This is a genomic window from Bittarella massiliensis (ex Durand et al. 2017) (genome assembly GCF_009876955.1).
In the GTDB taxonomy this organism is placed as follows: Bacteria; Bacillota; Clostridia; order Oscillospirales; family Ruminococcaceae; genus Bittarella; species Bittarella massiliensis.
Window position 1 is genome coordinate 158,910 of sequence record NZ_WWVY01000004.1, and the last position, 25,998, is coordinate 184,907.

The window sequence follows — 25,998 nt, forward strand, 5'->3', positions numbered from 1 at the left end:
CGCCCCTTGCAAAGATGCAAGGGGCGCTCTTTCATGGGGCGACAGATTGTGGCGGGGGGCTCTATCCAAAAGCCGCAGGGAAAAATCAGCCCGCCCCCTTATGGCTGTGCCCTGTGGAGCGGTAGAGTAGCTCCCCTCCCTTCAGGGGAGAGGTGGCATAAGAGACGCTCTGCCGGAGCTCGGCATTTTGTTCCTTTTGCCGGCGGCGGGCCAACAGGCAGACGGTGGCGGCAAAGACCGCCGCCCCGAAGAGGGCGCTGTAAAGGACGTGACGGCGGTGACGCCACGAAATGGGGTGGTAGCGGCCCTTATCACTTGCCAACTGCAGTTGGGCCGTCAAATCGTCGATCATCGCAAACGCCAGCTCATCATAGGTAAAGGCGGTCCCGTCACCGGGGGAAAAGGAGTCAAACTGCCCCCAAACACCCAGTTCACAGGTGCCCTTCCTGGCATTGATGAACATCACCGCGGCATCGATACGCTTGTAGGAACTGTATCCGTAGCGCTGCCTCAACACCTCCTCCAAGTGGTGGTCCAAATCAGGAGGGGCGTAGGTGCTGTTGTCATATTGACTGATGATTATCAGGTCGAACTCGAACTCGTCAAACAGGGCGGCACAGCGCTTCTCCAGCGCCGAGGGGTCCTCTAAGCACTGGGCCGAATCGAATACGTGGGCTCCCCCTTTGGTGTCCTCCCAGGGGTCGGCGCCAAGCGCCAAAGCACTGGTGCCTACAAGGGAGAAAAGACAGCAGGCCAGCAGGGCGGCCATCCACTTCCAGCGGTTCTTTACCATATCAGCACCCCCAAAAAGGTCGCCAGCCCACCGGCAATCAGTCCCAGCACCCAGGGGGCGGGGGTGAGCATGCTGGAGAAAAAGCCCGCTTTAACGGAACCGGCGGTCCTGCCGCTGACCCCGTCCACCCAGACGACGCTGCCCTTTCCCCTGCCGGACAGGCTGCACTTCCAGATGGGATAGAGGACACAGTCGGCGCTACAGCTGAGGAGGGAGGCCTTGTACTGCACCTTTTGCCCCTCTTTGCAGTGATTTTCCTGAAAGAGGGCGCTGTACAGCCGGTCTTTTGCCTCGCTGCCGGCGAGGAGGGCCGACCGCTTCAAATCGGAGGGGCAGCGCTCCACCTTGACCGGGTCCCCCTCCTTTGCCCGGTCGAGGGGAAAGGGGGCAAACCGCTGCCAGAGCAGTCGCTCCTCCATCCCCTGCAGGTCGGCGAACTGTTTTCCCAAGAGGGCCAGTTCCCCCCGGTGGATCTCCGCGCTGAGGCCGGTGGAGGAAACGGCGGCAATCGCTCCGGTGGCGGTGGCGTCGGCGCACCAGACGGGGAACCAAACCTGCTCCAGGTGGGGGAGGAGGCCCTGTGGCCGGCGTGTCCAGAGGGGGGAGCCCTTGACCCGCTTACAGTAGTCGCAAACAGCCTGGGCCGCCTCCTCCTGGGGGATGGAACAGGGGACCTTTTTGCTCACCCGCAGGGGGTCGGTGGGGGGGAAGATGGTCACCTCTCTGTCCGCCCGCTGAAAGTCGGCCAGCCAGTCCTTGCGTGGGTCCACCGTCGGTTTGGGCGGCACAAAGGGCGCCGGCGGCCGCTTTTTGGCATCCTGGACGGGGGACTCCGTCTCCTCCCAGTGCAAAACGGTGTCGCAAAAGGGACAGGTGTATCCCCCGCCGCCCGGCATGGGGGTCAGCGGTGCCCCACAGCTGGGGCAATTGCGCTTTTTTAGCTCTCTCACAATCTCTCTCCCCTCTCTGTCGGGTCAAGTGGACTCATCTCTTCTCGGCCGGCTGGCGGTCGCTCTGCTGAAACGTCCATTCAAACGCCGCCGTGCAGAGGGGGCCTCCCCGCATCGTCATCTCGCAGAGGCGGCTTTGCCGCCACCGCCCCTCCTCCGCCTGCGGCCCAAGGGGAGGATTGCCATCTACCCAGCCGGTGCAGCCATTGACCAGCAGCCGGTAGGGTCTCCCCTCCCACGCCCCTTCCAGGCACCAATAAGGGGCGAGGTAGAGATGGGCCACCGCTTCGGTGATGGAGAGGGCGATGCTGTGCCAAACGCCATTTTCAAAACGCCCCCCACCGAGCGGGCGGGGAAGGCATTTTTGCAGCTGCCATTTGGCCTGTTCCCGCCAGCGCTCATCTCCGGGGAGGGCGGTGTCCCCCAAAATCTCCCACCTGCCCTGCTCTTCCAAATCGCAGACAGCAGCTTGTTGCAGGTCACTGCGCAAAAAGACGGGGGAGGCCAGAGGAGAGTAGAGCAGCTCCTCGGCAGAGAAGAGACAGCTCTGGGCCACCCGGTACCCAGCGGTGGGGGGAAGGTGCGGTCTCTCCGCCCAAATCCCCTCCATGGCGGCAATGCCCCGGCAGGCAATTCGCCACAGGGGCAGGCGCACCTCTCTCACCGCCTGGAGGGCAGAGAGAGAAAAACAGGCTTTGACCGCGCCCTTTGGGGCTGCCTGCCGGAGGATGGAGATGGCCTGTGAGCGGTCAAAGCGCATCGGCACAGCGCGCACCGCCGTATTGCCCGCGCACAGAGGGACATCCTTCCCCTGCGCGCAGGCGAGGATCTCCGCCCCCCGATAGGGCGCCTCGGCCCGGCTGTCGGGGGGTGGGTCCCCCTGCCGGTCAGCGGGCGGTGACGGCGGTTTTTCCGCCCCATTTTCGCGGTAGGCCCCGCCACAGAAGGGACAGTACCAGTCCGCCCCCCTGCGGCTGAGGGGTGCGCTGCAATTGGGACACTTCATCTCCTCGATGGTCATCCCCTCACTCCCCTTCCTTTAAAAGCTGCGGCCGCCGCCCCCGTGGGACACCCCGCTGGAGCCCGAGTGGGTGGAGGAGCCGCCGCCCCCGCCGCCGCTGCTGGAGCTCTTGGGGATGGCGGTGCGGGAGGTGTGGGTGGTGACAAAGTTGTCCTCCTTGCGGGAGAGGCGCACCCCGTTGGTGCCGGTGTAGGCCCGGGCCAGCTGGGCGGGATTGGGCAGCTTGTTGTGGCTGCCCGCCAAGCAGCCCGCCACGATCCCCCCCACCAGGAGGGAGCCGCCCAGGGCGATGGCAGTGTAGAGGACCGGGTGGCCGAGGAAGGGGCCCTCTCCCCCGTCGTACTTGATGTAGCGGGAGGCCCGGTCGAGAAAGGCCTGGGCGGCGCCGTAGTAGTCGCCCTTTTCCATGTGGGGCATGACCTCATCGTCGAGAAGGGTGTCGATGTGGTCATCGGTAAAAAGGTCGATGGCCTTCCCGGTGGTGGTGATCCAGACCTTGCGGTTGTCCATGTCGATGAGCAGCAGCAGGCCGTCGTTTTTCTCCCCGCAGCCGATGCCGTTGTAGTCGTAGAAGTCGTCGGCATAGGACATGGCCGACTTGCCCCCGGCGTCGTCGGTGGTGACCACGGCGATGTCCATGTGGTAGGTGGTGGCGGTCTCGGTGGCCTTTTTGGTGAGGGTGTCCCGCTCCTGCTGGGTGAAGAGGCCCGCCTGGTCAAACACCTTGGTCAGGCTGCCGGTGGCGGTGCCCGCCAGGGCGCAGAGGGGGGCGGCGCACAGCAGGAGGGCGGCCAACGCCAGGGCGGCCCACCCCTTTTTTCGGGTCCTGTTTGTATGTTTGCTCACTTGATCAGCCCTCCGATCAACATCGACACGGCAAAGAGGATGCCGCTCACCCCGCCGAACCAGGCGGCCAGCCGCCCTTTGCTCATGGGCAGGCGGCCCACCATCTTGCCGGTCTGGCCGTTCATGGCCAGGTGGTAGGTCTCCCCCTTGTACTTGGTGTTGAGGAGCCAGACCGGCAGCATGGCGTAGTCGGCCCGCTCGCTGCGCATCGACACCGAGCAGTTGCCCGGGCTGACGTTGGTGTAGCCGGCCACCGTGTCCCGCAGCAGCATCCGGCTGGTGCTCTCGATGCGCTGGTGGACCCGGGCGGCCAGGTCGCGGGCGCTCTCGTCGTAGCGCTCGGCCAGGTAGCCCGAGAGGTAGGCCATGGAAAAGGGCTTGATCTGGCCGAAATTGAAGGGTTCCAGCGCCTGCATCATGCTGTCGTCCAGCCCCTTGGAGCCGTCGGCCGGCAGGTGGCTGAAGGAGATCTCCCCCGCCCGCTCGATCTGGTAGACGTCGGTCTTGGTGTAGCGGTAGCTGGAGTCGCTCCAGCTGGTGATCCGCTCGGCCCGGGCCGAGAGGGAGGCGTCCACCTGGCAGTCAAAGAGCCAGAAGGGGGCGTAGAGGCCGCTGAGCTTTTCGATGTGGTGGGTGGAGGTGAAGTCCCGGGGCAGCAGCGGCTTTTTCTTGCAAAGCCCCTCCAGCGCCTGGAGGGCGTGCTCCTTTTTGAGCACAAAGGGGAGCACGTAGGCCGGGCGAAACGCCCCCTCCAACCGGCCGGCGATGACGGCGGGGTTGTGGCAGAAGACGCAGAAGGTGGCGGTGGTGTTCTGGTCGGTGAGGATCTGGGCACCGCAGCTGGGGCAGGTGTAGACGGTGACCTCTTCGGCGTGGTCCTCCCCCGCCCCCTCGCACTGCTCCAGGGGGTCGTCGACCTGGGCGGCCTGCTGCTGCCGCAGGATCTCCTCCATCTCCTCGGCGGTGAAGGAGCCGTTGCAGAAGGCGCAGTCCCACTTTTGGCTGTCGCTGTTAAACGAGAGGGCGGCGCCGCAGCGGGGACAGTCGTAGGTGAGGGTGGTCTGGGTCTCTGGCATGGCGTGTCTCATCCCTTTCTCCATTTGGGTGGTGGCCACAGGGCCGGGCCCCTGCAGAGCGAGGCGCGTCCGCAGGGGCCCAATATCCCCCTCCCCCCCTCTGCCAAGGCGGCAGGGGGGAAAATCAGGGGGCAATTACTTGAGTTTTTCGCCGCAGGACGGGCAGAAGTTGGCGCCGGGCTCCACCTCTTTGCCGCACTTGGGGCAGACAGAGGGGGCGGCCGGGCGGGGTTTGCCGCAGTTTGAACAGAAGTTGCCGCCGTTTTCCTGGCCGCACTCGCAGGTCCAGGTCTCCGCCGGGGCGGGCTGGGGCTTGCCGCAGTTTTGGCAGAACTTGCCGGTGTTTTGCTGCCCGCACTCGCAGGTCCAGGCGCCGGCAGCCGCCGCGGCCGCGGCCTGGGCCGCCGCATCTTCCTTGGCAGCCTGCTTTTCGGCCGCCTGCTGCTGCATCTGGTTTTGGTTAGTGGCGCTGAAGGCGCCCATGGGCCCGCCCGAGGCCTGCATGCCGATGCCCATCCCCATAAAGGCCTGGGCGGCCCCGGCCGAGTTGGAGCCGGCGGCCTTGATGCCCTCGGCCACCGAGCCCTGGACGTAGCCCTCGCGGACGGTGGCGTCCGAGAGCATGGCGCCCTTGTTGCGCAGGTTGATGAGGTTCTTGGAGTCCTCGTCGTAGGAGATGCTGTTGATCCCCACCGACTCGATCACCATGCCGCGGCGGTCGTTCCAGTCGTCGTCGAGGACGGTGGACATGTACTGGGCCAGCTTCTGGCTCTGGGAGGCGACGTAGGAGATGCGCTCGTGGTCGGCCGACATCTGGTTGATGGCCGCCTGGAAGGCGGTGAGGAACTCGGACAGGTAGAGCTTGTGGATGTCCTCCACATTGACGTGCTGGGCGTCGCGGGGGATGGCCTCGCGGTAGAACTTGATGGGGTCGGTGATGCGGATGGAGAAGTAGCCGTGGGCCCGCAGATAGAGCTCGGCGTTGTAGAACTCGTCAAAGTAGTTGACCGGGTTGACGGTGCCAAAGGCGATGTTCTTGATCTCCTGCATGTTGATGAAGTAGATCTTCTGCTGCAGGGGGGTGGAGCCGGAGAACTTGAAGCGCTCCCAGGTCTCCTTGACCGCGTCGCCCAGCTGGCCGTTGAAGACCGACGGGGCCGTGGAGTTGTCGACGGTGTAGTAGCCCGGCTCGGCGGTGTAGCTGACGATCTTGCCGCCGTCGACGAGGAGCATGCACTGGTTTTCGTTGACGATGATCTTCGAGCCGTTGGAGACCACCTGGGCGGTGCCCTTGTAGTTGCTGTCCCGCCGGTCGCCCCGGCGGAGTTTGACGCCGGGGGCCATGACCGTGGTGTCGCCCATGTCGCCGGCCTCAAACGCCTCCAGCCACTGGTCTGCCAGGGCGCCGCCGATGGCGCCGGTTGCCGCTTTGATAAGACCCATATTCATTCCCTCCGCTTATTTTCCCGGCGGCCCGCCCGTGGCGGGACGCCTGATTTGTAGGTAAACTGATACATCCTGCCGGCGCGGCGGACGGCCACGGGTGGGCAAAGGATGTCCGCCCATCCGCCCGGCCGGCCCGATCGGGCGCCCGCTCCGCGACGGACCGCACTGCTTCTACCGCAAGCGCTGCGCGCGCAGCGGGATCTGGCCGTGGGGCGGGGAGCAAATGGCGTTTGTACACTCCCCCAGCCAGGCCCGGTATCGCCGCCGTTTCGTGCCTATTATACCACAAATTTCGACAACCGCCCACCGCCGACACCCCTCTTTTCCCCCTGCAAGGGGGCAAATTTTTGAGCCGTCCTTTGGGCATTTCGCCGACGGACGGCCGTTCATTTGTGGCGATTTTGATTCTATGCCGGAGGAGGGGGCCTATGGTATACTACCATTGTATGTGCAACCACCCCCGGCCAACCCCTTTGTGGGGGAAGGGCCGGGGCAGAGAGGAGGATGCGGGCGATGCAACGGGAGGACAAACTGCTGGGCTGCCTGGCCGGAGCCGCCATCGGCGACAGCATGGGCGGCCCCACCGAGGAGCGGAGCACCGAGATGATTTTGGAGGACTTCGGCGGCTACGTGACCGATTTTCGCGACGCCCCCCTGGACACCTGGGCCTACGGGGCCAAGGCAGGGATGGTGACCGACGACTTCTCCCTGGCCTATTTCACCCTGGAGGCCGCAGTGGAGGCGGGGGGACAGGTCACCCGGGCGGTGGCCGAACAGGCCCTGCTCAAATGGGCCCAGTACCCGGCCTACTTCGACTACAACGTGGGCCCCACCACCAAGGCGGCGGTGCGGGCCCTGCGGGGCGAGCCGGCCCCCCCGCGGGACATCCCGGTGCAGGTGGTCTGCGAGAACGGGCGCGCCTCCAACGGGGCGGCCATGAAAATCGGGCCGGTGGCCCTGCTCTCGGGGGGAGATGTGGACCGGGCCATCGCCGACGCGGTGGAGGCCTGCCTGCCCACCCACCCCTACGACATCCCCCTGGCGGGGGCTTGCGCGGTGGCGGCGGCGGTGGCCAAGGCGATGCAGCCGGGCGCGGCCCTGGACGATCTGCGGGACGCCGGTCTCTACGGCGCCCGGGAGGGGATGCGGCTGGGCGCCCTGCGCGGGCGCCGGCTGGCCGGGCCCTCGGTGGAGCGGCGGATCGCCTTGGCCTGGGAGATCGGCCGGCGGCACGCCGGCGACTGGCGGGCGGGGATGGCGGAGATCCGCGATCTCATCGGCAACGGGCTGGCCACGGTGGAGGCGGTGCCCGCCGCCTTCGGCCTGCTGGCCGCCGCCCAGGGCCGGGTGATGGAGACGGTCTACGGCGGGGTGAACATCGGCGGGGACACCGACACCATCGCCACCATCGCCGGGGCCATGGCGGGCGCCTTTGCCGGGGCCGGGGAGATCCCCCCGGCGCACATCGACCTCATCGAGAGACAAAACCAATTCGACCTGCGGGGACTGGCCCAAAAAGTCGCCCGCTGCCTGGCCGGGGAGCGGTGAGCGCCCGGCCCATCACAACGGATAACGGAAAGGGGAACCAAACCATGAACGAGGCAATCGTCAATCCCGAGCGCTATGTGGTCGCCGTGGGGGACGGCGGCGTGGACCACTACTACGCCCTCTCCCGCTGGCCCGACCTGGGGGAGCAGATCCTCTGCCGGCCTATGGGGGACTATGTGGGGGGGATGATCTCCAACGCCAGCTCCACCCTGGCCGGATACGGCCGCCACACCTACCTCATCGGCACCACCACCCACTCGCCCGAGGGGGATTTCATCCTCAAGACCCTGGGGGAGGCGGGGGTGGACCTGAGCCACCACAACTACGACGACGACTACACCATTGTGGTCTGCAACATCTACCTGACTGACAGCGGGGAGCGGACCATCTTTGTGGGGCTGGACGAGGGCTGCACCTTCCGCTTCACCCCCGAGCAGCAGAAGCTGCTCAACGGGGCGGCCTTTATCTACACCACCATGAATAAGATCGAGCTCTACGAAAACGGCTACGAGGCCATTGCCGAGGCCCGCGAACACGGGGCCCTGGTGACCTATGACCTGGAGAGCTATGAGGACGACGAGCGCCACCAGAAATACCTGGGGCTCTGCGACATCATCTTCGTCAACGACCACGACTTTGCCCACATGGCCCACGGCAAGGAGGAGGCAGTCTACTGCAAGACCCTGCTGGAAAACGGGGCCAAGATGGTGGTCATCACCAAGGGGGGCGAGGGCTGCTCGGTCTACTCCAAGGAGATGATCGTCAACCAGCCCGCCTGCCCGGTCAAGCCGGTGGACACCACCGGCGCCGGGGACACCTTCAACTCCTCCTTTGTCTACGGGCTGACCCAGGGCTGGTGCCTGCCCAAGGTGACCGCCTTCGCCACCGCGGCCGCCGCCCGCTGCGTCACCATGGTGGGCAGCCGCAGCGGCATCGCCACCCTGGAGGAGGTGGAGGCCTTTGTCAAGGAGCACCCACTGCCGCCCCAGCGGTGACGGCCGCGCCGCGGCAAGGGGGACAGCGGTGACAAACCGGGCGAGGCGGGGGGCCGCCCTCCTCCTGGCGGCGGCCCTCCTCCTGGGCGGCTGCTCCGCCGAAAGGGAGGCGGGGACGGCCGCCTGCCCGACCGCCCCCGCGGCGGTGGCGGAAGTCGAGAGGGAGGGGCCCCCCGACGGAGGGGGGACCGCCCCGGAAGAGCCCCTCGCCCCAGAGGGGGAGAGCGCTGTTGCGGGCCCGAGCGCCCCGGCGCAGACCGGCGGCGCGGCGGAGAAGACCTCGCCGGAGACCGACACCCCCTCCCAGGCGCAAAAGGTCCCCTCCCAGGGGGGGAGTTCCGCCGGCCAGCCGACACCCGCGCCCCAGCCGGAGCCGGGACCCACCCCCGCCCCGGAGCCAGCGCCCGAGCCCGAACCCGAGCCCGAGCCGGTCAAGTCCTACGACATCGACTACTTTGTGGCCTACGCCAAGGAGTACGGCCAGCGCATCGGATTGGAGCTGGACCCGGACGGGAACCCGGACAACCGCTCCTGGGACACCCCCATCACCGCCACCTTCCCCATCACCGAGCAGTGGAAGGTGGACTACAAGAAGCAGGACATCGAGGGGTACTGCCAGCACATCAAGCGGGAGGGAAACACCTCCTACTGGGTCTACGCCCAGAAGCTGACGGGCGGGCGGTACCGGCTCTACATCGGATATTGACCCCCTGCCCCACCGGGCGGGGAAGGGAACCAAAAGCGAGGAGGACATTGCAGATGACCCTGAACGAACGCATTTTGGGCGGCCTGGTATTGGCCGCCGCCGGAGACGCCATCGGCGCCGCCACCGAGACCCGCTCCACGGCGCTGATCGAGGAGCGCTTTGGCGGCCCGGTGCGGGACTTTATCGACGCGCCCGAGGACACCTTTGCCCGCGGGGCCAAGGCCGGCACCGTCACCGACGACTTCTCCCTGGCCTGGTGCACCGCTATGGCCATTGCCGAGCGCGGAGGGGTCATCGACAAGGCCTGCGCCAAGGATGCCCTGGTGCGCTGGCACGGCCTGGGGGACTACTTCGAGCGGTACGCCGGCCCCACCACCCGCGCCGCGGTGATGGCCATGCTGGGCACCCCCATGGAGGCCCCCCTCTCCTTTCTGGCCTGCGACAACTCCAAGGCCTCCAACGGCGGGGCCATGAAGATCGAGGCGGTGGGCTATGTCAACCCCGGCGACTGGGACCGGGCGGTGGAGGACGCCATCACCATCTGCCTGCCGACCCACCCCTACGACATCGCCCTCTCGGGGGCCTGCGCGGTGGCGGCGGCCTGTGCCGAGGCAGTGCGGGAGGAGGCCGACCTCTTCTCCATTGTCAAGGCGGGGGCCTACGGGGCCCAAAAGGGGTATGAGAAGGGCGGCCGGGTGGGCGCCCGGCTGGCCGGACCCTCGGTGGAGCGGCGCATCTGGATCGCCGCCGAGCTGGGGATGCGCGCGCCGGACATCGGGACCGCCATGCGGGACATCTCCGACATCATCGGCACCGGGCTGGCGGCGGCCGAGGCGGTGCCCACCGCCTTCGGCCTGCTGGTGGCGGGCCGGGGCGACCCGGTGGAGGCGACCCTGGCCGGGGTCAACATCGGCAGCGACACCGACACGGTGGCCACCATTGTGGGCAGCATCGCCGGGGCCCACAGCGGCATCGGGGCCCTGCCGGAGCACTACCTGGAGGTCATCGACCGGGTCAACGGCTACGACCTGCGCGGGTTGGCCGACCGGCTGGCGGAGGTCGTCGCCGAGCGGTAAGACGGATGCGAGAGAGGGGGCGCCGGCGGTCTGGAGCGCCGGCGCCCCCTGTCGCACAGCGAGAAAAGGGGGATCGCCATGGAGCGCCAAGACGCGCCCTACCTGGTCTTTTTGGGGGAGGCCTGCATCGACGAGTACTACGAGACCGACCGCTGGGGGGAGATGGGGGACAAGATGATGCTGCGCCCGGTGGAAAACCTGGTTGGGGGGATGGGGGCCAACGCCGCCGGGGTGGCCGCCGGGCTGGGACAGAAGTGCTACCTGGTGGACTCCCTCAGCGACAGCCCGGTCTGCCGCCAGCTGCGCGCGGCGATGGAGGCCGAGGGCATCGACACCTCCTACACCCTCCACGACCCGGGCATGGCCGACCCCAAGTGCATCATCGTCACCCAGGGGGGCGAGCGGGTGGTCTGCGTGGTGGACACCGCCCGCGCCCCCCGCCGCATCACCCCCCGCCACCAGCGGCTGCTGGACGGGGCGGCCTGGATCTACACCATTGTGCGCACCCTGCAGCAGGTGGAGGGCGCCGAGGCGGTGCTGGACCGGGCCCGGGCTGCCGGGGCCAAGCTCTACCTGGATGTGGAGGGGGTGGTGGCCGAGGACAACGACCCCCGCTTCCTCCGCCGGGCCGACGGGCTCACCTTCAACGAGCAGGGGTTTGCCGCCTTTCGGGGGGACCGCAGCGAGGGGGCCTGCCTGAAAGACCTCTTTGCCGGCGGGGTGGAGTTCGTGGCCGTCACCCTGGGGCCCGGCGGCTGCCGGGTGCACACCCCGGGGCGGACCATCGCCTGTTCCGGGCTGCCGGTGGCGCCGGTGGACACCACCGGTGCCGGGGACACCTGGGGCGCCGCCTTCCTCTGGGCGCGGGTCAACGGCTGGGCGCTGGACGACTGCGCCCGCTTTGCAAACGGGATGGCCGCCCGCGCCTGCACCGTGCTGGGGGCCCGGGGCGGCATCTGCTCCCTGGAGGAGGCGCGGCGCTGGATGGACAGGGCCCCCCAGGCGGTGGAAACCCGGGCAGCCCCCTGAAAATATTACAAGAAGTTTACCTAAACCAGCCCATAATATGATAAAATGGGGCAAACAGGGTTTGTCATTTAAAGGGGGATACCACTTTGCAGTACGGCGTCATCGACATCGGTTCCAACTCCATCCGCCTCTCCATCTACGAGTGCGAGGGCAGCGAGATCACCCAGCTCATCAACAAGCGGGAGATGGCCGGCCTGGCGGGATACGTGAAAAAAGACGGGATGCTGGCCGAGGCGGGCATCCGCAAGGCCTGCGCCATCCTCGCCGGGTACAAAGAGGTGTTCGCCGGCTTCGGCATCGAGGAGTACGGGGTCTTTGCCACCGCCTCCCTGCGGGGGGCGGGCAACCGGGACAAGGCCCTGGAGGCCATTCGGCGGGAGACCGGCCTTTCGCCCGAGGTGCTCACCGGCGAGGAGGAGGCCCGGCTGGACTACATCGGGGTCAACCACGCCATGCCCATGGGGACCGGCCTGCTCTGCGACATCGGCGGCGGCTCCACCGAGCTGGTGGTGAGCAGGGAGGGGGCCATCGAGCACCTCTGCTCCCTGCCGGTGGGGTCGCTGGGGCTGCACGCCAAGTACGTGGACGGCCTTTTGATGAGCGACAAGGAGCGCCACCAGGTGCGCGGCGTCATCCGCAAGGCCATGGGCAAGGTGGACTGGGTCGGGAGGGACACCCTGCCCCAGATGTGCGGGGTGGGCGGCACCCTGCGGGCGCTGCACAAGCTCAGCTGTGAGCTGCTGGGCCTGCCCGCCGACGCCCGGGAGGTGCCCGCCAAAAACGTGAAGAAGCTGTGCAAGATGGTCCGGGACAAGGAGTTTTTCTACCAGACCGTCTACCGCATCGTCCCCGAGCGGATCTTCAGCATCCAGCCGGGGCTGATGATCTTGCGGGAGGTGGTGGACGCCTTCGGCTGCCAGCAGATCGCCATCAGCCAGAGCGGCGTGCGAGAGGGCTATCTCATCGACCGGATGCTGCAGACCAAAAAAGGGTGTGAAGAGGGATGAAGGGAAGCGAGCTGGCCCCCTGTATGCAAAACCGGGAGCTGTCCTGGCTAAAGTTCAACGAGCGGGTGCTGGAAGAGGCCAACTGCGAGGCCACCCCCCTGTTGGAGCGGTTCAAGTTCCTCTCCATCTTCACCACCAACCTGGACGAATTTTTCATGGTGCGGGTGGGCAGCATCACCGACTACCTGCTGGCCGCGCCGGACAGCAGGGACACCAAGACCGGGATGACCCCGGCCCAGCAGTTGGCCGCCATCTTTGCGGCGGTGGGGCCCCTCTACCGGCTGCACGACCGGTCCTTTGAGGCGGTGGCCAAGGCCCTGTCCAAAAAGGGGATCGCCCGCTGCCAGGTGGCGGACCTGCCCGAGAAGGAGCAGCGGCACCTGGAGAAGCAGTTTCTCAAGAACACCCTGCCCCTGCTCTCCCCCCAGATCATCGACAACCGCCACCCCTTTCCCCACATCGGCAACAAGCAGTTGAACGTGGCGGTGACCCTGCGCCACAAGGAAAAAATCTGTTTTGGCATCATCCCCCTGCCGCCCATGGTGGAGCGCATCACCTTTTTGGAGCCGGCGGAGGACAAGGCCCTGCGCTTTGTCCTCACCGAGGACCTGCTCTGCCACTTTGCCCACCTGGTCTTTGACATGTACGAGGTGGTGGAGCGGACGGTGCTCTGCGTCACCCGCAATGCCGACATCGACACCGAGGCCGGCCTTTTGGACGAGGACATCGACTACCGCCAGCACATGAAGCGGGTGATCCGCAAGCGGCTGCGGCTGGCCCCGGTGCGGCTGGAACTGCAGAGCCAGGTGGGGGACCGGTTCGTCAAGTACCTCTGCGGCAAGCTGCACATCGGCCGCGACCAGGTCTTCCTCTCCCGGGCACCGCTGGACCTCTCCTACTGCTTTGCGCTGGAGGGGAAGCTGAGTCCGGCCCAGAAGCTGGAGCTCTTGGACCCACCCTTCACCCCCCAGCGCTCGGCCCTGGTGGACCCCGGCGAGAGCATGCTGCGCCAGGCCCTGGCGCGGGACATCCTCCTCTCCTACCCGTTTGAGAGCATGAACCCCTTTCTCAACCTCATCAAAGAGGCCAGCTACCACCCCTCGGTCCTCTCCATCAAGATCACCCTCTACCGGATCGCCCGCCAGTCCAAGCTGGCGGAATACCTGATCGCCGCGGCGGAGAACGGCAAGGACGTGACGGTGCTGATGGAGCTGCGCGCCCGCTTCGACGAGCAGAACAACATCGAGTGGGCCCAGCGGCTGGAGGAGGCGGGCTGCCACGTCATCTACGGCACCGACGGCTACAAGGTGCACTCGAAAATCTGCCTCATCACCCTGCGGGACCGGGGGCGCATCCGCACTATCACCCAAATCGGCACCGGCAACTACAACGAAAAGACCGCCCGGCTCTACACCGACCTTTCCATCATCACCCCCGACCTCTCCATCGGCGAGGACGCGGTGGAATTTTTCAAGAACATGGCCATGGGCAACCTCTTCGGCCACTACAACCGGCTCTGGGTGGCGCCGGTGAGCTTTAAGCAGAGTATCCTCGCGCGGATGGACGAGGAGATCGCCAACTGCCGCGCCGGGGAGCCCTGCGGCATCACCATCAAGTGCAACTCCCTCACCGACACCGAGATCATGGCCAAACTGGTGGAGGCCTCCCAGGCGGGGGTGAAGGTGCAGCTGATCGTGCGGGGCATCTGCTGCCTGACCCCCAAGGTGCCCGGCCTTACCGACAACGTGAGCGTGGTGAGCATTGTGGGCCGGTTCTTGGAACACTCCCGCATCTACTGTTTCGGCACCGGGGAGTTCACCCGGGTCTACATCGGCTCGGGGGACATGATGACCCGCAACACCGAGCACCGGGTGGAGATCGCCTGCCCCATTCAGGACAAGGAGCTCAAGGCCCGCATCCTGCAGATGGTGCACGTGATGCTGGGCGACAACGTCAAGGGCAGGGAGCAGCAGGCCGACGGCACCTACTTGCAGCGCACCCCGCCCGCCGACTGGCCGGTGGGCTCGCAGGAGCTGTTCATGGAGGAGGCGGTGGCCGCTGCCGCCAAGCCGGCGCCGCCGGTGAAGAAGACGGCCTGGAGCCGCTGGAAGGGGCGCGCCCCCTTCTCCTGGTTCGGAAGGTAAAAAAGCAGATTTGAGGGAGGGCCTGTCGGGCGGCAAACCGGCAGGCCCTCCCCTTTTTCGCCGCCGATTGACAAGCGGGGACGAGGCTTCTATACTAAAGGCACAGAAACGGCAACAATTGGGGAGGGATTGGGTGAAGGTACTGATTTTGTCCTGCAACACCGGGCAGGGGCACAACACCGCCGGGCGGGCGGTGCTCGAGGAGCTGCGGCGGCAGGGGGTTCCCTGCGAGATGAAGGACGTGCTCCTCTTTGCCGGGCAGCGCACCTCGCGGGTGGTGTCCAACGCCTACGTCAAGATCACCACCCGCTCCCCCCTGGTGTTCCAGTGGCTCTACCGGGCAGGCGAGGCCATCCGCTCCGACCGGCTGCACTCGCCGGTCTATTTCGCCAACACCCTCTACGCAGACAACCTGCTGCGCTACATCGAGGGGCAGGGATTTGACCGGGTGCTGACCCCCCACCTCTTCGCGGCCGAGGCCCTCACCAGCCTGCGGCGGCGGGGGAAGCTGGCGGCGCGCTGCTATGGCATCGCCACCGACTACACCTGCATCCCCTTTTGGGAGGAGACCGAGCTGGACGCCTACTTCATCCCCCACCGGGACCTGATGGAGGAGTTTGCCCAGAAGGGGCTTCCTCGGGAGAAGCTGGCGGCCACCGGCATCCCGGTGAGCCGGCGGTTTTCCCACCCGGGCGACCGGGAGGCCGCCCGGGCCGCCCTGGGCATCGGCCCCGACAGCCAGGTCTGCCTGGTGATGACCGGCAGCATGGGCTTTGGCCGGGCGGGGGAGTACGCCCAGGCCCTGCTGGAGCGGGGCGGCGACCGCCGCCACGTCTACCTCTTCGGCGGGCGGAACGAGCGGCTGAAGGCCGAGTTGAGGGAGCGCTTTGCCGGGGAGCCGCGGGCGGTGGTCCTCGACTACACCGACCAGGTCCCCCTCTACATGGACGGCTGCGACCTGCTCCTCACCAAGCCCGGCGGCCTGACCAGCACCGAGGCGGCGGTGCACCGCATCCCCCTCATCCACACCGCCCCCATCCCCGGGTGCGAGACCCAGAACGCCGCCTTCTTCAGCAACCGGGGGATGTCCCTCTGCCCCGACGGCCCGGAAGAGACCGCCGAGGCGGCGGAAGGGCTGCTGGGCGACCCCGCCCGCCGGGAGGCGATGGCCGCGGCCCAGGCGGCCAACTGCAACCCGCGGGCGGCGGAGGAGATCGTCCGCCGGATGGCGGAGGACGACCTTTAGACGACCCTTTTTAGAGAGGAGGAAACCGACCGTGCTGCCCTATCTCTTTTACGCCCTGCTGGGCTTTCTGTCCGGCAGCATCCTATACAGCGCCCTGCTGCCCCGCTGGCTGCGGGGGATCGACATCGTCGCCGGCAGCGACGACCACAACCCCGGCGCGGCCAACGCCTTTTTGCTGGCCGGGCCGCAGGTGGGGGTGCTCTGCGTCCTCTGCGACCTGGCCAAGGGGTTCCTCCCCGTCTTTTGGGCGGCCTCGCGGCTGCCCACCCAGGAGCGGCTCCTCTTCTCCCTGGTGCTGGCGGCGCCGGTGCTGGGGCACGCCTTCTCCCCCTGGCGGCAGGGCCGGGGCGGCAAGGCCATCACCGCCAGCTTTGGGGCCCTGCTGGGGCTGCTGCCGGGCAGTCTGGTGGTCTTTTGGCTGGCGGCCCTCTACCTCTTTTTCTCCCTGATCGCGGTGATCCCCGACCACCGGCTGCGCACCCTGGCCACCTTCTCCCTCTTCACCGGGGGGAGTTTTCTCCTCTGCCCCAACAAGTGCATCGCCGCAGGCTGCACCCTTATCTCGGCTGCGGTGATTTTCCGCCACCTCAGCGGGGCGCCCCACCTCCGCCAGGAACGCCTGAAAAAGGCCTTTGCGCGGGGATATTCAGTTGAAAAATAAGTAAATTATACGAATTGTAATTATTGCTTTGATAGCGCCTCCTCTTTCCCAGGCGCACCCTCTGCAAAGATGGAGGGACCGTGACCTGAGCCGCCCTGCTCTACCAGGTCGCTGTCTGGCACCGGTTGCAGGGGATGGACATGCCCTACAAGACCGGGGTGGAGGGGCGGCTTTTCCCCTGCCATTTTGGCGGGCGGCAGATGTATCGCTCCCCCGCTCTGCTGCTCGGCGGTCAAAGAGGGGAAACCTTTCGCGGCAGAAAGAGACCGCCGGCCGACCCGAATGGGACCGACCGGCGGTCTTTTTTTGTGCAAAGCAGAGGAGGGCTATCCCTCCCGCCCTTTCTCCCTTTCGGCCCGCTTGCGGGCCCGCAGACCGGCAAAAAATTCCCGCAGGAGCTGGCGGGATTCCTCCTCCATCAACTGGACCACCTCTTTGGGGCAGTAGGTGAAGGGCTGGGAAAAGAGGTCGACCACGCTGCCGCAGGCGCCGAACTTCTCGTCCCTTGCGCCAAAGCAGACCCGGTCGATGCGGGCGTTGATGATGGCCCCGGCGCACATGGCGCAGGGTTCCAGGGTGACGTAGAGGGCGCAGTCGGGCAGCCGCCAGCCGCCCAGGTTGCGGCAGGCCATGTCGATGGCCTTGATCTCAGCGTGGTCCAGGGCGTTTTTGCTCTGCTCCCTGGTGTTGTAGCCCCAGCCCACCACCCGGCCGCGGTGCACCACCACCGCCCCCACCGGCACCTCGCCCTGGGCCGCCGCACAGCGGGCCAAATCGAGGGCGAGGCCCATGTACTGCCTGTCCATCAGAGGATGCGGGCCTGGGAGGCCATGAGGAAGGCCACCATGCAGAGGCTGATGACGAAGCCGCCCGAGCCGATGAAGGCGATCATCTTGGTGGTGAGGGTGTTGGTGTCCTCGTAGTCCTCAATGGCGAAGATGGCGCTGTACTGCCGCGAGAGGTAGGCGATGGAAAAGACCCCCAGCAGGAGCAGCAGGGCAAAGAGGCTGTTTTGCAGCAGGGAGTAGGTGGAGGCGCTCACCGCCGTCTGCAAAGTGGCCAGCACCAGGCTGAGGGCGTTGTTGACAAAGTGGAGGATGGCGGTGGTGAGGATGGAGCCGCTCTTGATGGCCACATAGCCCAGGAAGAGGCCCACGAAGAACATGTTGGGGGCCTTGACAAAGCTCTGGTGGGCCATGGCAAAGACGATGGCGCTGACCACCACTGCAAAGCGGTCGCCGAAGCGGCGGAGGGGTTGCAGCACCACCCCGCGAAAGACCACCTCCTCCACCACGGCGGGGACCGCCGAAAGGGAGAGGAAGTAGAGCAGATAGGCGGGCACCGAGGTGATGGCCGGTTCGGTGCTGCTGACAAAGCGGATGTTCAGCTGGGAAGCCAGGCCGCTGAGAACGTTGGCCGAGGCGATGCCGACAATGCCGATGGCCAGCAGGATGAAGGTGCAGGGCACCAGGATGCGCCCCTTGACCGGGCCGCGGGGAAGGTCTTTTTTCAGGCGGAACCCGTTGAGGCAGGAGACCACCCAGTAGGGGATGACGATCTGCGCCAGGTAGACCAGCAGGCGGATGAAGTAGTGGAGGAACTGGTTGGTCAGCACCTGCCCATTTTGCATGATGACCACCCCGGAGGAGAGGAGGGCGAAGAGCCGGGTCAGCAGGAAAAAGGAGGCGTTGGAGAGGAAGATGGAGAGGAGGATGGCGAACCCCAGGATGTTGGCCTGGCGGTGGATCTCCTGGATCTGCAGTTCGCTCTTTCCCCTGCCTTTGCCCTTTCCCTCCTGGGGGCCGCCCAGGTAGCCAAAGCCGGCGGAATAGGAGTAGCCCTCCCCCTCTTCCGGCGGGGGAAAGCCCTCGAAGGTCTGCTGCGCGTAGTCTCGCTCTCTGCCGTCGCCGTACACCTGCCTGTCCCCCCTTTCGCCGCCTGTGCGGAAAACGGCCGGCCCTGGCCGGCCGGTCCGCGCAAAGGCGGCCTTTGTGCGCCAAAAGCCGACCCGTTATGATCGTCCTCATTATACCAATCCGCGCAGACGAAATCAAACCGATTGTTTGAACAAACCGTGAAAAGTGGCGGGTTTACAGCAAATACCAGAAAGGAGGGACCCCTTTGGTGGCGGGGGAAGAGGTTGCCGCCTTTTCGGCAACACAAAAGAGAGGGGCGCACCCCTCTCTTTTGCCGGCCTACGCCCCCTCCGTCCCGTCGGGGAGGCCGAAGACCTTGTCGACTTTGACCCACTGGGGGGAGCCGTTATAGGTCTTTTCATTTTCCAGGTCGTATTTGATGTCGCTCCAGCTCTTGCCGTTGATGGATTTGGAGCCGGTGGCGCACTGGTACCAGCTGCCGTCGTCGCGGTTGTAGATGTAGTTGGCCGTCCAGTTGCCGCTGTTGTTGGGGTTGGTGTTGGCGAAAATCACCAGGGAGTTTTCCGTCTTGTCCTGCTTGACCGTGTTGTAGTAGGGCTGGACGTAAAAGGTCTGGCCGTCCGCCTTCAACTCGCCCCAGCCGCCGTTTTTCTTGTAGACGGCGTTGCGAAAGCTCTCGTTGTTGATGAGGGAGGGGTCTTTGTTGGCAAAGATGCTCTCGATCCCCAGCTCCTTGAGCCGCTTCTGCTTTTCGTCCTTGCTGAGGGTGTCGTCCCCCATGATGTCGATGTAGTTTTTCAGGGCGCTGGAGCCGTATTCGTAGATGGTACCGGTGTTGACCTGGTTTTTCACCGCCTCGCTCACATCCCCCAGATGTTTGGAGCAGACGAAGATGACCCCGCCGTTCACATTGTCGTAGAGGGAGAGGTAGGCCCCGCCGTCGGGGCACTTCATCCCCTCCTCCACGTAGCCCGTCTCCCGCAGGAAGGGCAGCACCTTGTCCGCCTGGCCGTTCTGGCTGTCCCGCTGCAGTTCCGGCTCCAGGGGGAGGGCCGCCTGGTAGAAGCGGGCGATGTCGCTGCGGTTGACCTGGCAGATCTTCTCGTGGGACTTGTCGATCCACTTCACCATGGAGGGGATGAGGAGGGCGGCCAGCACCGCCAAGATCACCAGCACCACAATGACCTCCACCAGGGTGAAGCCCTGCCGCCCCCTGCGGGCGGCCTGTTTTTTCGCCTTCACCGCGCGCCCCCCTCTCACAGGTATTCCCGCAGGTTGGCGGGAGAGGTGGAGGCCAGCAGCGCCGTCTGCCGGTCGATGACGCCCCGGCGGGCCAGGTTGGCCAGGTCGGCGTTCAGGGTGTGCATCCCCTGGGCGGCCCCCGCCTGCATGGGGGTGTCCAACTGGTGGCACTTGTTCTCGCGGATCAGGTTGAGCACCGCGTCGGTGCCCACCAGCACCTCGGTGGCGGCGATCCGCCCGCCCCCCACCCGGGGGAGCAGCTGCTGGGTGATGACCCCACGCAGGATGGCCGAGAGCTGGGAGCGCATCTGGGACTGTGCCTGGGGCGGGCAGACGTCGACAATGCGGTCGATGGTCTGGGCCGCGCCGGTGGTGTGGAGGGTGGAGAGGACCAGGTGCCCCGTCTCGGCGGCGGTGACGGCGGCGGAGATGGTCTCGTAGTCGCGCATCTCCCCCACCAGGATCACGTCCGGGTCCTCCCGCAGGGCCGAGCGGAGGGCCGCGGCAAAGGAGGGCACATCCCGCCCCACCTCGCGCTGGTGGACGGTGGCCAGCTCGGGGGTGTAGAGGTACTCCACCGGGTCCTCTACCGTGAGGATGTGGGCGGGGCGGCTGCAGTTGATGCGCTGGATCATGGCCGCCAGGGTGGTGGACTTGCCGCTGCCGGTGGGGCCGGTGACCAAGATCAGCCCCCGGGGGCTGTCGGCCAACTGCCCCAACACCGGGGGCAGCGAGAGTTCTTCCAGGGTGGGGATGTGGTCGGACAGCAGGCGGATGGCCGCCGCCGGCTGGCCCTGTTGCCAGAAGATGTTGACCCGCTGCCGCCCCTGCGGCAGAGCGAAGGCGAAGTCCATGTCCTCCCCCCGGCGCAGGCCCTCGGGCCGCTCGCCCTCGGCCAGGGCGCGGATGAGCGCCTCCACCTCGCCGCTGTCCAGGGAAAAAGGGGCGGGAAAGAGGGCGCCGTCCCGGCGGAGGGCGCAGGGGACCGGGGCCCCCACGGTGAGGTGGATGTCGGAACACCCGTTTTGCCGCCCGCAGGCGACCAGTTCCTGAATGGTCATCTTGCAAAAACCTCGTTTCTCTCGTCTCGCGCCGGTGTCAGTCGGCGTAGTAGGTCACCTTGAGGAATTCGTCCACCGTGGTGACCCCGCTCTGCACCAGTTGCAGGGCGCTGTCGCGCAGGGTGCGCATCCCCTGGCTCTCGCGGGCGTACTGGGTGATGTCGTCCATGGGGGCCCCGGCGGAGATCATCCGCCGGATCTGCCGGTCGACCAGCGCCACCTCGTGGATGGCGATGCGCCCCTTGTAGCCGGTGTGGCCGCAGATGTGGCAGCCCTTCCCCCGGCGCAACCGGGGCAGGTCGACCCCCAGGGCGGCCCGCTCGGTCTCGTCGGGGGTGTACTCCTCGGCGCAGTGGGGGCAGACCTTGCGCACCAGCCGCTGGGCCACGATCCCCACCAGGGAGTTTGCCACCATATAGGCCGGCAGCCCCATGTCCTGCAGGCGGACGATGGCCGAGAGGGCGTCGTTGGTGTGGAGGGTGGAGAAGACCAGGTGGCCGGTGATGGCCGCCCGCACCGAGATGGAGGCGGTCTCGCTGTCGCGGGTCTCCCCCACCATGATCACGTCGGGATCCTGCCGCAGGAGGGCCCGCAGCCCCGCGTCGAAGGTGAGGCCGGCGGCGGTGTTGACCTGCATCTGGTTGATGCGGAAGATGTCCCTCTCCACCGGGTCCTCGATGGTGGAGATGTTGAGGGTGCGCTCGGCCATCTGCTCCAAAATCATGTAGAGGGTGGTGGTCTTGCCCGAGCCGGTGGGCCCGGTCATGTAGATGATGCCGTGGGGGGAGCGGAGCATCTGGGAGAACTTTTGATAGTTGTCGTCGTCCATCCCGAACTGGCCCGCCCGGTCGATGGGGGTGTTCTGGTTGAGGAAGCGGAGCACCGCCTTCTCCCCGTAGATGGTGGGGATGATGGAGACGCGGATGTTGACGTCCTGCCCGTCCACCTTCTGGCGAAAGTGCCCGTCCTGGGGCTGGCGCCGCTCGGCGATGTCCAGCCCGGCGAGGATCTTGATGCGGGTGATGAGGGAGGGGTGGATGGCCGGGGAGAGGGTGACGTAATCGACGATCACCCCGTCCAGCCGCATCCGCACCGAGGTCTGCTGCTCAAAGGGCTCGACGTGGATGTCGCTGGCCCCCGAGTTGTAACCCCGGTCCAGAAGGCTTGCCAGCAGCTTGACCACCGGGGCGTCGCCCTCCCCCTCCTCCACCTCGATGGGGGAGATGGGCAGGGGCTCCACGTCCTTGTTGGCCCGCTCGGCGGCCAGCTTGGCCCCGATCTCAGCGTAGTAGTGGGCGATGGCCGCGTCGATGGGGGCCTTTTCGGCCAGCACCGAGTCCACCGGCAGGCCGGTGATCTGGCGCACCTCCTCGGTGCCGTAGAAATTGAGGGGGTCGCTGGTGGCCACCACCAGGTGGCCGCCCTGCTGGGCCACGGCGATGACCCCGTGGCGCAGGGCCAACTGCTTGGGGATCTTGCCCACCGCGTCGGTGTCCACCTCGTAGGTGGCCAGGTCCACCACCGGCAGCCCCATCCTCTGGCCCAGGGCCTCCAGCTTCTGGCGCTCGGTGACAAAGCCCATGTCCTCGAGGATCTCGCCCAGGCGGCGGCTGCGGTTTTGCTTCTGGGCCGCCAGGGCCTGCTGCAGTTGCTCCTCGGTGATGTAGCTGTACTCCTTGAGCACCTCGCCGATGGGTATGTTTTTCATGGATACTCCCCTTTTCCTCTGTGTTGCGGCCGCGGCCGGTCAGTCCGCCCCCTGCCCGCTGGCAAAGAGAAAGGCCGGATCCTCGACCGCGCCGGCCGGGCCCTCTGCCGGGGCGGCGCTGATTTCCAGGTTGAGCAGCTTGACGGTGGTGCGGGTGGTGTAGCAGAGCGCCCCGTCGGCGCGGTGGACCCGCACCGTCAGATCCAGGTAGTACTGGTCGTGCAGGGCGGCGGTGACGGACAGGGTGCGCCCCTGGTAGAAGGCGTCGCCGTAGTAGTCGATCCCCTGGCCGGGCTGGGGGGCCCCCTCCCCGCTGTTTCGGTACCAGAGGCGGCCCTCCTCCAGCCAGACGGCCTCGGGGGCGGAGAGGTCGTCCCCCCCGGCGAGGCGCAGTTCGGTGGCGTAGCGCAGCTTGCCCGAGAGCCACTGGCAGGCGGTGTCGCCGATGAGCTTCTCCTCCCCCAACTGGGCGCTGCGGCCCAGCAGGTTGCCCCCGGAGAGGATCATCCCCCCCGCCAGGGCCACCACCAGCACCAGCAGCAAGAGCACCACCGACACCTCCACCAGGGTCCAGCCGCGGCGGGCGGCCGGGCCCCTACTGCGCCGGCGCATCGGGGACAAAGACCCGGTGGCTGATGGCCGGGTCCTCCGGGTCGGTGACGGTGATGGTGCGGCCCTTCACGCTGCGGGGCGCGCCGTTTAGGATGTAGGTGAGGGTGCTCTCCTCCTCGGTGCTGTCCACCTCGTCGGCGGGGGAGAGGCCACCGGCGAGCATCTCCAGGGCGGAGATGGTCTTATCGGTGCTGTTTTTGGTGTCGGTCCCCCGGCGGATGAGCTTGCCCGCCGCCGAGAAGCCGGTCACCAAGATGAGGGCGACAACGGCCAGCAGCGCCAGGGAAACCACCACCTCCACCAGGGTCATCCCCCCGGTGGCGGCGGTTTTTGCTCGCTCTCTGCGCGCCATTTCGCGCCCTCCTCTCTCTTGTCAAGCCGCCTCGTAGCGGACCAGCTTCCAGCGGCCGCTGCTCGGGGCGACAGGTCTTCCCACCTCGGTGGGGCGGGAGTGGAACTGGATGTCCGCCCGGTTGCACTGCAGGTGGTCCACATAGGCGGCGCCGGCAAACCCGCCCCAGAGGGTGAAGTTGGTCTCCGCCCCGCCCAACACGTAGAGGTTGAGGTTGTCCGGCTGGCTCCACTCGGTGTTGTAGGCGGTCTCAAAGGTGGTCTGGTTCCAGGGGGAGGTGCCGTCCTCGAGGACGATGAAGACCCGGGCGTCCCCCTCGGTGGCCGGGCGAATAAAGTTGCACTGCAGCTTCTGCCCGGCGGGGACGACGAGGTAGCAGTCGCCGCTCCCCACCATCCGGACGGTGGCGCCCAACTGCCAGCCGCCCTCGCAGCGGTACCAGTGCTCCCCCTCGCCGCCGATCTCCACCGTGCCGCCGGCTTCCAGCCGCAGGGGGGCCGTCTCCCCATCGGCAGGGCCGCTGGGCAGGCGGGGGCGGGGGACGGCGGGGCTCTCGCTCCACTGGGGCTCCACGCTCCAGCGGACGGTGTTGCCCCCCGCCCCGGTGGCCCCCGATTTGACGATGGGGGCGCGGTAGGTCACCACCCGGTTTTGGGAGCCCACCTCCCGAAAGTCCTGCAGCACCACCATGTCGCAGGGCGTTTCCGAGGTGCCGAAGGTGTAGGTGTAGCTGCCCAGCCACCAGTGGTTGGCCACCATCCCGGTGAAGGTGCTGTTCTCCCCCGCCCCGCCGCCGGGCTCCTCCCCCGTGCTGCCGGCGACCGGCGGGCGGTATTCCAGCTCGGTCTTGTGGCCGGTCGCCACCTCGCCTGTGCAGTAGATGCTGCCGGTCAATTCGGTGGCTCCGCCCAGGCTGACCTTGGTCCCCGCTCCGCCGCAGAGATAGAGGGGGGCGTTGTCGGGGTTTTCAAAGCCGTACTCGGTCTGAAAGACGCCGCCCGGCCCGGACGCCCCCTCCTCCAACAGGACAAAGACCTGCACGTCGGCAGCGTCCTCGTCGCGCTCGATCTTGCTGAGATAGAGCTTCTGCCCCTGGCGGACCCGGATGTAGATGTCCCGGTCCCCGGTGATCGTCAGCACCGAGGGGGAGGTGCTCCCCTCGAACTGGTACCACTGCTGGCCGCCCCCCAGGGTGGCGCGCCAGGCCCCGGCGGGGAGGGTCTGCACCCCCTCGTCGGGGAAGGTGAGCTGGGGGAGGGCGGCGGTGATCTCCTGGTTGAGCGGCTCCCGGTTCTTGCCGTCGTAGCCCACCTCTTTGGGCCAACTGTACCCGGGGGCCAGGACGGGGGGGACGTCGGCGTGGACGTGGCCCTTCTGGCTGCCGGAAACGATGCTCTCGAGCACGTACATGGCCGAGGCGTCCTCGTCCCCCACGTCGCCCTCCAACTCCAACTGGCCGCTGACGACCCACCGGCCGCCCACAAAGCCCACAAAGCCGGAGAGGTCGGTGACCGGCAGGTCGCCGTCGCCGCCCCCCTCCCGGGTGAGGCGGCCCACCACCGTCTGCTCCTGGCTGCCGTAGCGGGCGGTGGCGGTGATGGTGATGACCCCCTCCTCCGGCCGGGCGAGGACGGCGGTGCAACTGCCCATCCCCTCGGTCTGGGGGATCTCCACCCGGATGCCCTCGGGGGTGGTGGGGACCAGTTCCGAGGACTGCCCCGCCTCCAGCCCGTGCAGTTGGGAGGAGAGGGCATCCACCGCCGAGCGGGCGGTGAGGTAGGCCTGCTGCCGGCTGTCGTTTTGGATGCTGCGCTGGGAGAAGGAGAGGGCCAGGGTGAGCACCCCGGTGGCGAAGATGGCGATGATGGCCAGCACCAGCACCGACCAGAGCATGGCGGAGCCCCGCTCTCTTGGTTTGGCGCGCACGGCAAATCCCTCCCTTCTGCGGCGGTTTGGGGGCTACTCGCCCTCCTGGTACTGGTAGATGGCAAAGTGGATGGTGAACAGGGTGCGGCTGGAGGCGTTGCCCGCCTCGTCCTTGCTCCGCTCCACGGTGGTCTTGTACTGGGTGACCCGCAGTTCAGGCAGGTCCTTGATCTCCTCCAAGAGGTTTTGCAGGTTGGACAGGGTGCCGTAGGCCTGCAGCTCGATCTCGGTGGTGACCAGGGCGCCGACGGCCTCTTCCTCCCCCTGGGGGGCACTCCCCTGCTCGGCGGGCTGGGAGAGGTAGACCGGGATGGGGGTGTTCACCGGGTCGGAGATGGTCTCCTTCACCGGGGTCAACCGGTGGCGGAGGGCCAGGTTGGTCACCATCTGGTCGGCCCGGTTGGAGACCATGGGGGCCGGCAGGCTGCCGGAGAGGGCGGTGATCTCCTCTTTGCAGGCGCTGATCTGGCCCTCATAGGTCTGGGCCAGGGCGATCTGCCGCTCCATCAACTGGGCGGCCTCCCTGTCCTGGGCGAGCTGTTCCTGGGCTGCATCCCGCGACGCGGCCAGGGGCCGCGCCAGGAGAAAGGCCCCCGCCGCAAAGAGGATGAGAAACATGGCGTAGAGCAGCGTTCGCTCCCGCCGGGTCAATTTGGTCATGGCGTTCCCTCCTTGC

Annotated in this window: 24 protein-coding genes; 9 read left to right on the forward strand and 15 right to left on the reverse strand. The window is 66.9% G+C overall.

Annotation, left to right across the window (positions count from 1 at the left end):
• Positions 1-85: 85 nt before the first annotated feature.
• From GT748_RS06725 to GT748_RS06750, 6 genes are all read right to left on the reverse strand, one after another.
• Positions 86-793 carry a hypothetical protein gene (locus GT748_RS06725; protein ID WP_021658505.1) on the reverse strand — a complete coding sequence of 236 codons (708 nt, stop codon included), beginning with the start codon at positions 791-793 and terminating at the stop codon, positions 86-88.
• A complete protein-coding gene (locus tag GT748_RS06730; RefSeq protein WP_044992023.1) occupies positions 787-1,743 on the reverse strand; it encodes a hypothetical protein in 957 nt (318 codons plus the stop codon). Before GT748_RS06730 ends, GT748_RS06725 begins: the two co-directional genes overlap by 7 nt.
• A 34-nt stretch (positions 1,744-1,777) precedes the next feature.
• On the reverse strand, positions 1,778-2,764 hold the full coding sequence (locus GT748_RS06735) for a hypothetical protein (RefSeq protein ID WP_021658507.1): 987 nt from the start codon (positions 2,762-2,764) through the stop codon (positions 1,778-1,780).
• An 18-nt stretch (positions 2,765-2,782) separates the two neighbouring features.
• Positions 2,783-3,610 carry a TPM domain-containing protein gene (locus tag GT748_RS06740; RefSeq protein WP_021658508.1) on the reverse strand — a complete coding sequence of 276 codons (828 nt, stop codon included), beginning with the start codon at positions 3,608-3,610 and terminating at the stop codon, positions 2,783-2,785.
• Positions 3,607-4,686 (reverse strand): hypothetical protein, encoded by a 1,080-nt coding sequence (locus GT748_RS06745; protein ID WP_044992027.1) that lies wholly within the window; start codon positions 4,684-4,686, stop codon positions 3,607-3,609. Before GT748_RS06745 ends, GT748_RS06740 begins: the two co-directional genes overlap by 4 nt.
• 135 nt (positions 4,687-4,821) lie before the next feature.
• Entirely contained in the window at positions 4,822-6,129 is a 1,308-nt protein-coding gene (locus tag GT748_RS06750; RefSeq protein ID WP_161213552.1) for an SPFH domain-containing protein, read from the reverse strand.
• Positions 6,130-6,645: 516 nt separating this feature from the next.
• Between GT748_RS06750 and GT748_RS06755 the strand changes: the two genes are divergently transcribed.
• From GT748_RS06755 to GT748_RS06795, 9 genes are all read left to right on the forward strand, one after another.
• Positions 6,646-7,680, forward strand: a complete 1,035-nt coding sequence (locus tag GT748_RS06755) for an ADP-ribosylglycohydrolase family protein (RefSeq protein WP_161213551.1) — start codon at positions 6,646-6,648, stop codon at positions 7,678-7,680.
• A 44-nt stretch (positions 7,681-7,724) separates the two neighbouring features.
• Entirely contained in the window at positions 7,725-8,675 is a 951-nt protein-coding gene (locus GT748_RS06760; RefSeq protein WP_021659445.1) for a carbohydrate kinase family protein, read from the forward strand.
• The gene (locus GT748_RS15170) at positions 8,641-9,381 is read left to right on the forward strand and encodes a hypothetical protein (RefSeq protein ID WP_186336287.1); all 741 of its coding nucleotides are present in this window, start codon (positions 8,641-8,643) and stop codon (positions 9,379-9,381) included. Before GT748_RS06760 ends, GT748_RS15170 begins: the two co-directional genes overlap by 35 nt.
• A 53-nt stretch (positions 9,382-9,434) precedes the next feature.
• Entirely contained in the window at positions 9,435-10,457 is a 1,023-nt protein-coding gene (locus tag GT748_RS06770; RefSeq protein ID WP_021658725.1) for an ADP-ribosylglycohydrolase family protein, read from the forward strand.
• Between the two features lie 78 nt (positions 10,458-10,535).
• Positions 10,536-11,486 carry a carbohydrate kinase family protein gene (locus GT748_RS06775; RefSeq protein WP_161222322.1) on the forward strand — a complete coding sequence of 317 codons (951 nt, stop codon included), beginning with the start codon at positions 10,536-10,538 and terminating at the stop codon, positions 11,484-11,486.
• 86 nt (positions 11,487-11,572) lie between these two features.
• Positions 11,573-12,493 carry a Ppx/GppA phosphatase family protein gene (locus GT748_RS06780; protein WP_021658727.1) on the forward strand — a complete coding sequence of 307 codons (921 nt, stop codon included), beginning with the start codon at positions 11,573-11,575 and terminating at the stop codon, positions 12,491-12,493.
• Positions 12,490-14,637, forward strand: coding sequence for a polyphosphate kinase 1 (ppk1, locus tag GT748_RS06785; RefSeq protein WP_021658728.1), 2,148 nt, complete (start codon positions 12,490-12,492; stop codon positions 14,635-14,637). Before GT748_RS06780 ends, ppk1 begins: the two co-directional genes overlap by 4 nt.
• 133 nt (positions 14,638-14,770) lie before the next feature.
• Positions 14,771-15,883 (forward strand): MGDG synthase family glycosyltransferase, encoded by a 1,113-nt coding sequence (locus GT748_RS06790; RefSeq protein WP_044992138.1) that lies wholly within the window; start codon positions 14,771-14,773, stop codon positions 15,881-15,883.
• Positions 15,884-15,914: 31 nt separating this feature from the next.
• Positions 15,915-16,544, forward strand: coding sequence for a glycerol-3-phosphate acyltransferase (locus GT748_RS06795; protein WP_021658730.1), 630 nt, complete (start codon positions 15,915-15,917; stop codon positions 16,542-16,544).
• A 326-nt stretch (positions 16,545-16,870) separates the two neighbouring features.
• Here GT748_RS06795 and GT748_RS06800 read toward each other — a convergent pair whose 3' ends face one another.
• The 9 genes from GT748_RS06800 to GT748_RS06840 all read right to left on the reverse strand — a co-directional run bounded on the left by GT748_RS06800 (position 16,871) and on the right by GT748_RS06840 (position 25,982).
• Positions 16,871-17,350, reverse strand: coding sequence for a nucleoside deaminase (locus GT748_RS06800; protein ID WP_021658732.1), 480 nt, complete (start codon positions 17,348-17,350; stop codon positions 16,871-16,873).
• Positions 17,350-18,459, reverse strand: a complete 1,110-nt coding sequence (locus GT748_RS06805; RefSeq protein WP_021658733.1) for a CPBP family intramembrane glutamic endopeptidase — start codon at positions 18,457-18,459, stop codon at positions 17,350-17,352. The genes GT748_RS06800 and GT748_RS06805 overlap by 1 nt, the downstream gene beginning before the upstream one ends.
• A gap of 280 nt (positions 18,460-18,739) precedes the next feature.
• Positions 18,740-19,663 (reverse strand): prepilin-type N-terminal cleavage/methylation domain-containing protein, encoded by a 924-nt coding sequence (locus GT748_RS15965; protein WP_044992140.1) that lies wholly within the window; start codon positions 19,661-19,663, stop codon positions 18,740-18,742.
• A gap of 14 nt (positions 19,664-19,677) precedes the next feature.
• Entirely contained in the window at positions 19,678-20,724 is a 1,047-nt protein-coding gene (locus GT748_RS06815) for a type IV pilus twitching motility protein PilT (RefSeq protein ID WP_021658736.1), read from the reverse strand.
• 37 nt (positions 20,725-20,761) lie between these two features.
• Positions 20,762-22,432, reverse strand: coding sequence for a GspE/PulE family protein (locus GT748_RS06820; protein WP_021658737.1), 1,671 nt, complete (start codon positions 22,430-22,432; stop codon positions 20,762-20,764).
• Positions 22,433-22,471: 39 nt separating this feature from the next.
• On the reverse strand, positions 22,472-23,044 hold the full coding sequence (locus GT748_RS06825; RefSeq protein ID WP_021658738.1) for a hypothetical protein: 573 nt from the start codon (positions 23,042-23,044) through the stop codon (positions 22,472-22,474).
• The gene (locus GT748_RS06830; RefSeq protein WP_021658739.1) at positions 23,028-23,396 is read right to left on the reverse strand and encodes a type II secretion system protein; all 369 of its coding nucleotides are present in this window, start codon (positions 23,394-23,396) and stop codon (positions 23,028-23,030) included. Before GT748_RS06830 ends, GT748_RS06825 begins: the two co-directional genes overlap by 17 nt.
• A 21-nt stretch (positions 23,397-23,417) precedes the next feature.
• On the reverse strand, positions 23,418-25,322 hold the full coding sequence (locus GT748_RS06835) for a type II secretion system protein (protein WP_161213549.1): 1,905 nt from the start codon (positions 25,320-25,322) through the stop codon (positions 23,418-23,420).
• A gap of 33 nt (positions 25,323-25,355) precedes the next feature.
• Complete coding sequence (locus tag GT748_RS06840; RefSeq protein ID WP_021658741.1) at positions 25,356-25,982, reverse strand: hypothetical protein; 627 nt, start codon at positions 25,980-25,982, stop codon at positions 25,356-25,358.
• Positions 25,983-25,998: the final 16 nt, after the last annotated feature.

Coding starts and splice junctions, on each gene's coding strand:
- GT748_RS06725 (WP_021658505.1), bottom strand. CDS start 793: ATGGTAAAGAACCGCTGGAAGTGGATGGCCGCCCTGCTGGCCTGCTGT.
- GT748_RS06735 (WP_021658507.1), bottom strand. CDS start 2,764: ATGACCATCGAGGAGATGAAGTGTCCCAATTGCAGCGCACCCCTCAGC.
- GT748_RS06745 (WP_044992027.1), bottom strand. CDS start 4,686: ATGCCAGAGACCCAGACCACCCTCACCTACGACTGTCCCCGCTGCGGC.
- GT748_RS06750 (WP_161213552.1), bottom strand. CDS start 6,129: ATGGGTCTTATCAAAGCGGCAACCGGCGCCATCGGCGGCGCCCTGGCA.
- GT748_RS06755 (WP_161213551.1), top strand. CDS start 6,646: ATGCAACGGGAGGACAAACTGCTGGGCTGCCTGGCCGGAGCCGCCATC.
- GT748_RS06760 (WP_021659445.1), top strand. CDS start 7,725: ATGAACGAGGCAATCGTCAATCCCGAGCGCTATGTGGTCGCCGTGGGG.
- GT748_RS06770 (WP_021658725.1), top strand. CDS start 9,435: ATGACCCTGAACGAACGCATTTTGGGCGGCCTGGTATTGGCCGCCGCC.
- GT748_RS06775 (WP_161222322.1), top strand. CDS start 10,536: ATGGAGCGCCAAGACGCGCCCTACCTGGTCTTTTTGGGGGAGGCCTGC.
- ppk1 (WP_021658728.1), top strand. CDS start 12,490: ATGAAGGGAAGCGAGCTGGCCCCCTGTATGCAAAACCGGGAGCTGTCC.
- GT748_RS06800 (WP_021658732.1), bottom strand. CDS start 17,350: ATGGACAGGCAGTACATGGGCCTCGCCCTCGATTTGGCCCGCTGTGCG.
- GT748_RS06815 (WP_021658736.1), bottom strand. CDS start 20,724: ATGACCATTCAGGAACTGGTCGCCTGCGGGCGGCAAAACGGGTGTTCC.
- GT748_RS06820 (WP_021658737.1), bottom strand. CDS start 22,432: ATGAAAAACATACCCATCGGCGAGGTGCTCAAGGAGTACAGCTACATC.
- GT748_RS06825 (WP_021658738.1), bottom strand. CDS start 23,044: ATGCGCCGGCGCAGTAGGGGCCCGGCCGCCCGCCGCGGCTGGACCCTG.
- GT748_RS06830 (WP_021658739.1), bottom strand. CDS start 23,396: ATGGCGCGCAGAGAGCGAGCAAAAACCGCCGCCACCGGGGGGATGACC.
- GT748_RS06840 (WP_021658741.1), bottom strand. CDS start 25,982: ATGACCAAATTGACCCGGCGGGAGCGAACGCTGCTCTACGCCATGTTT.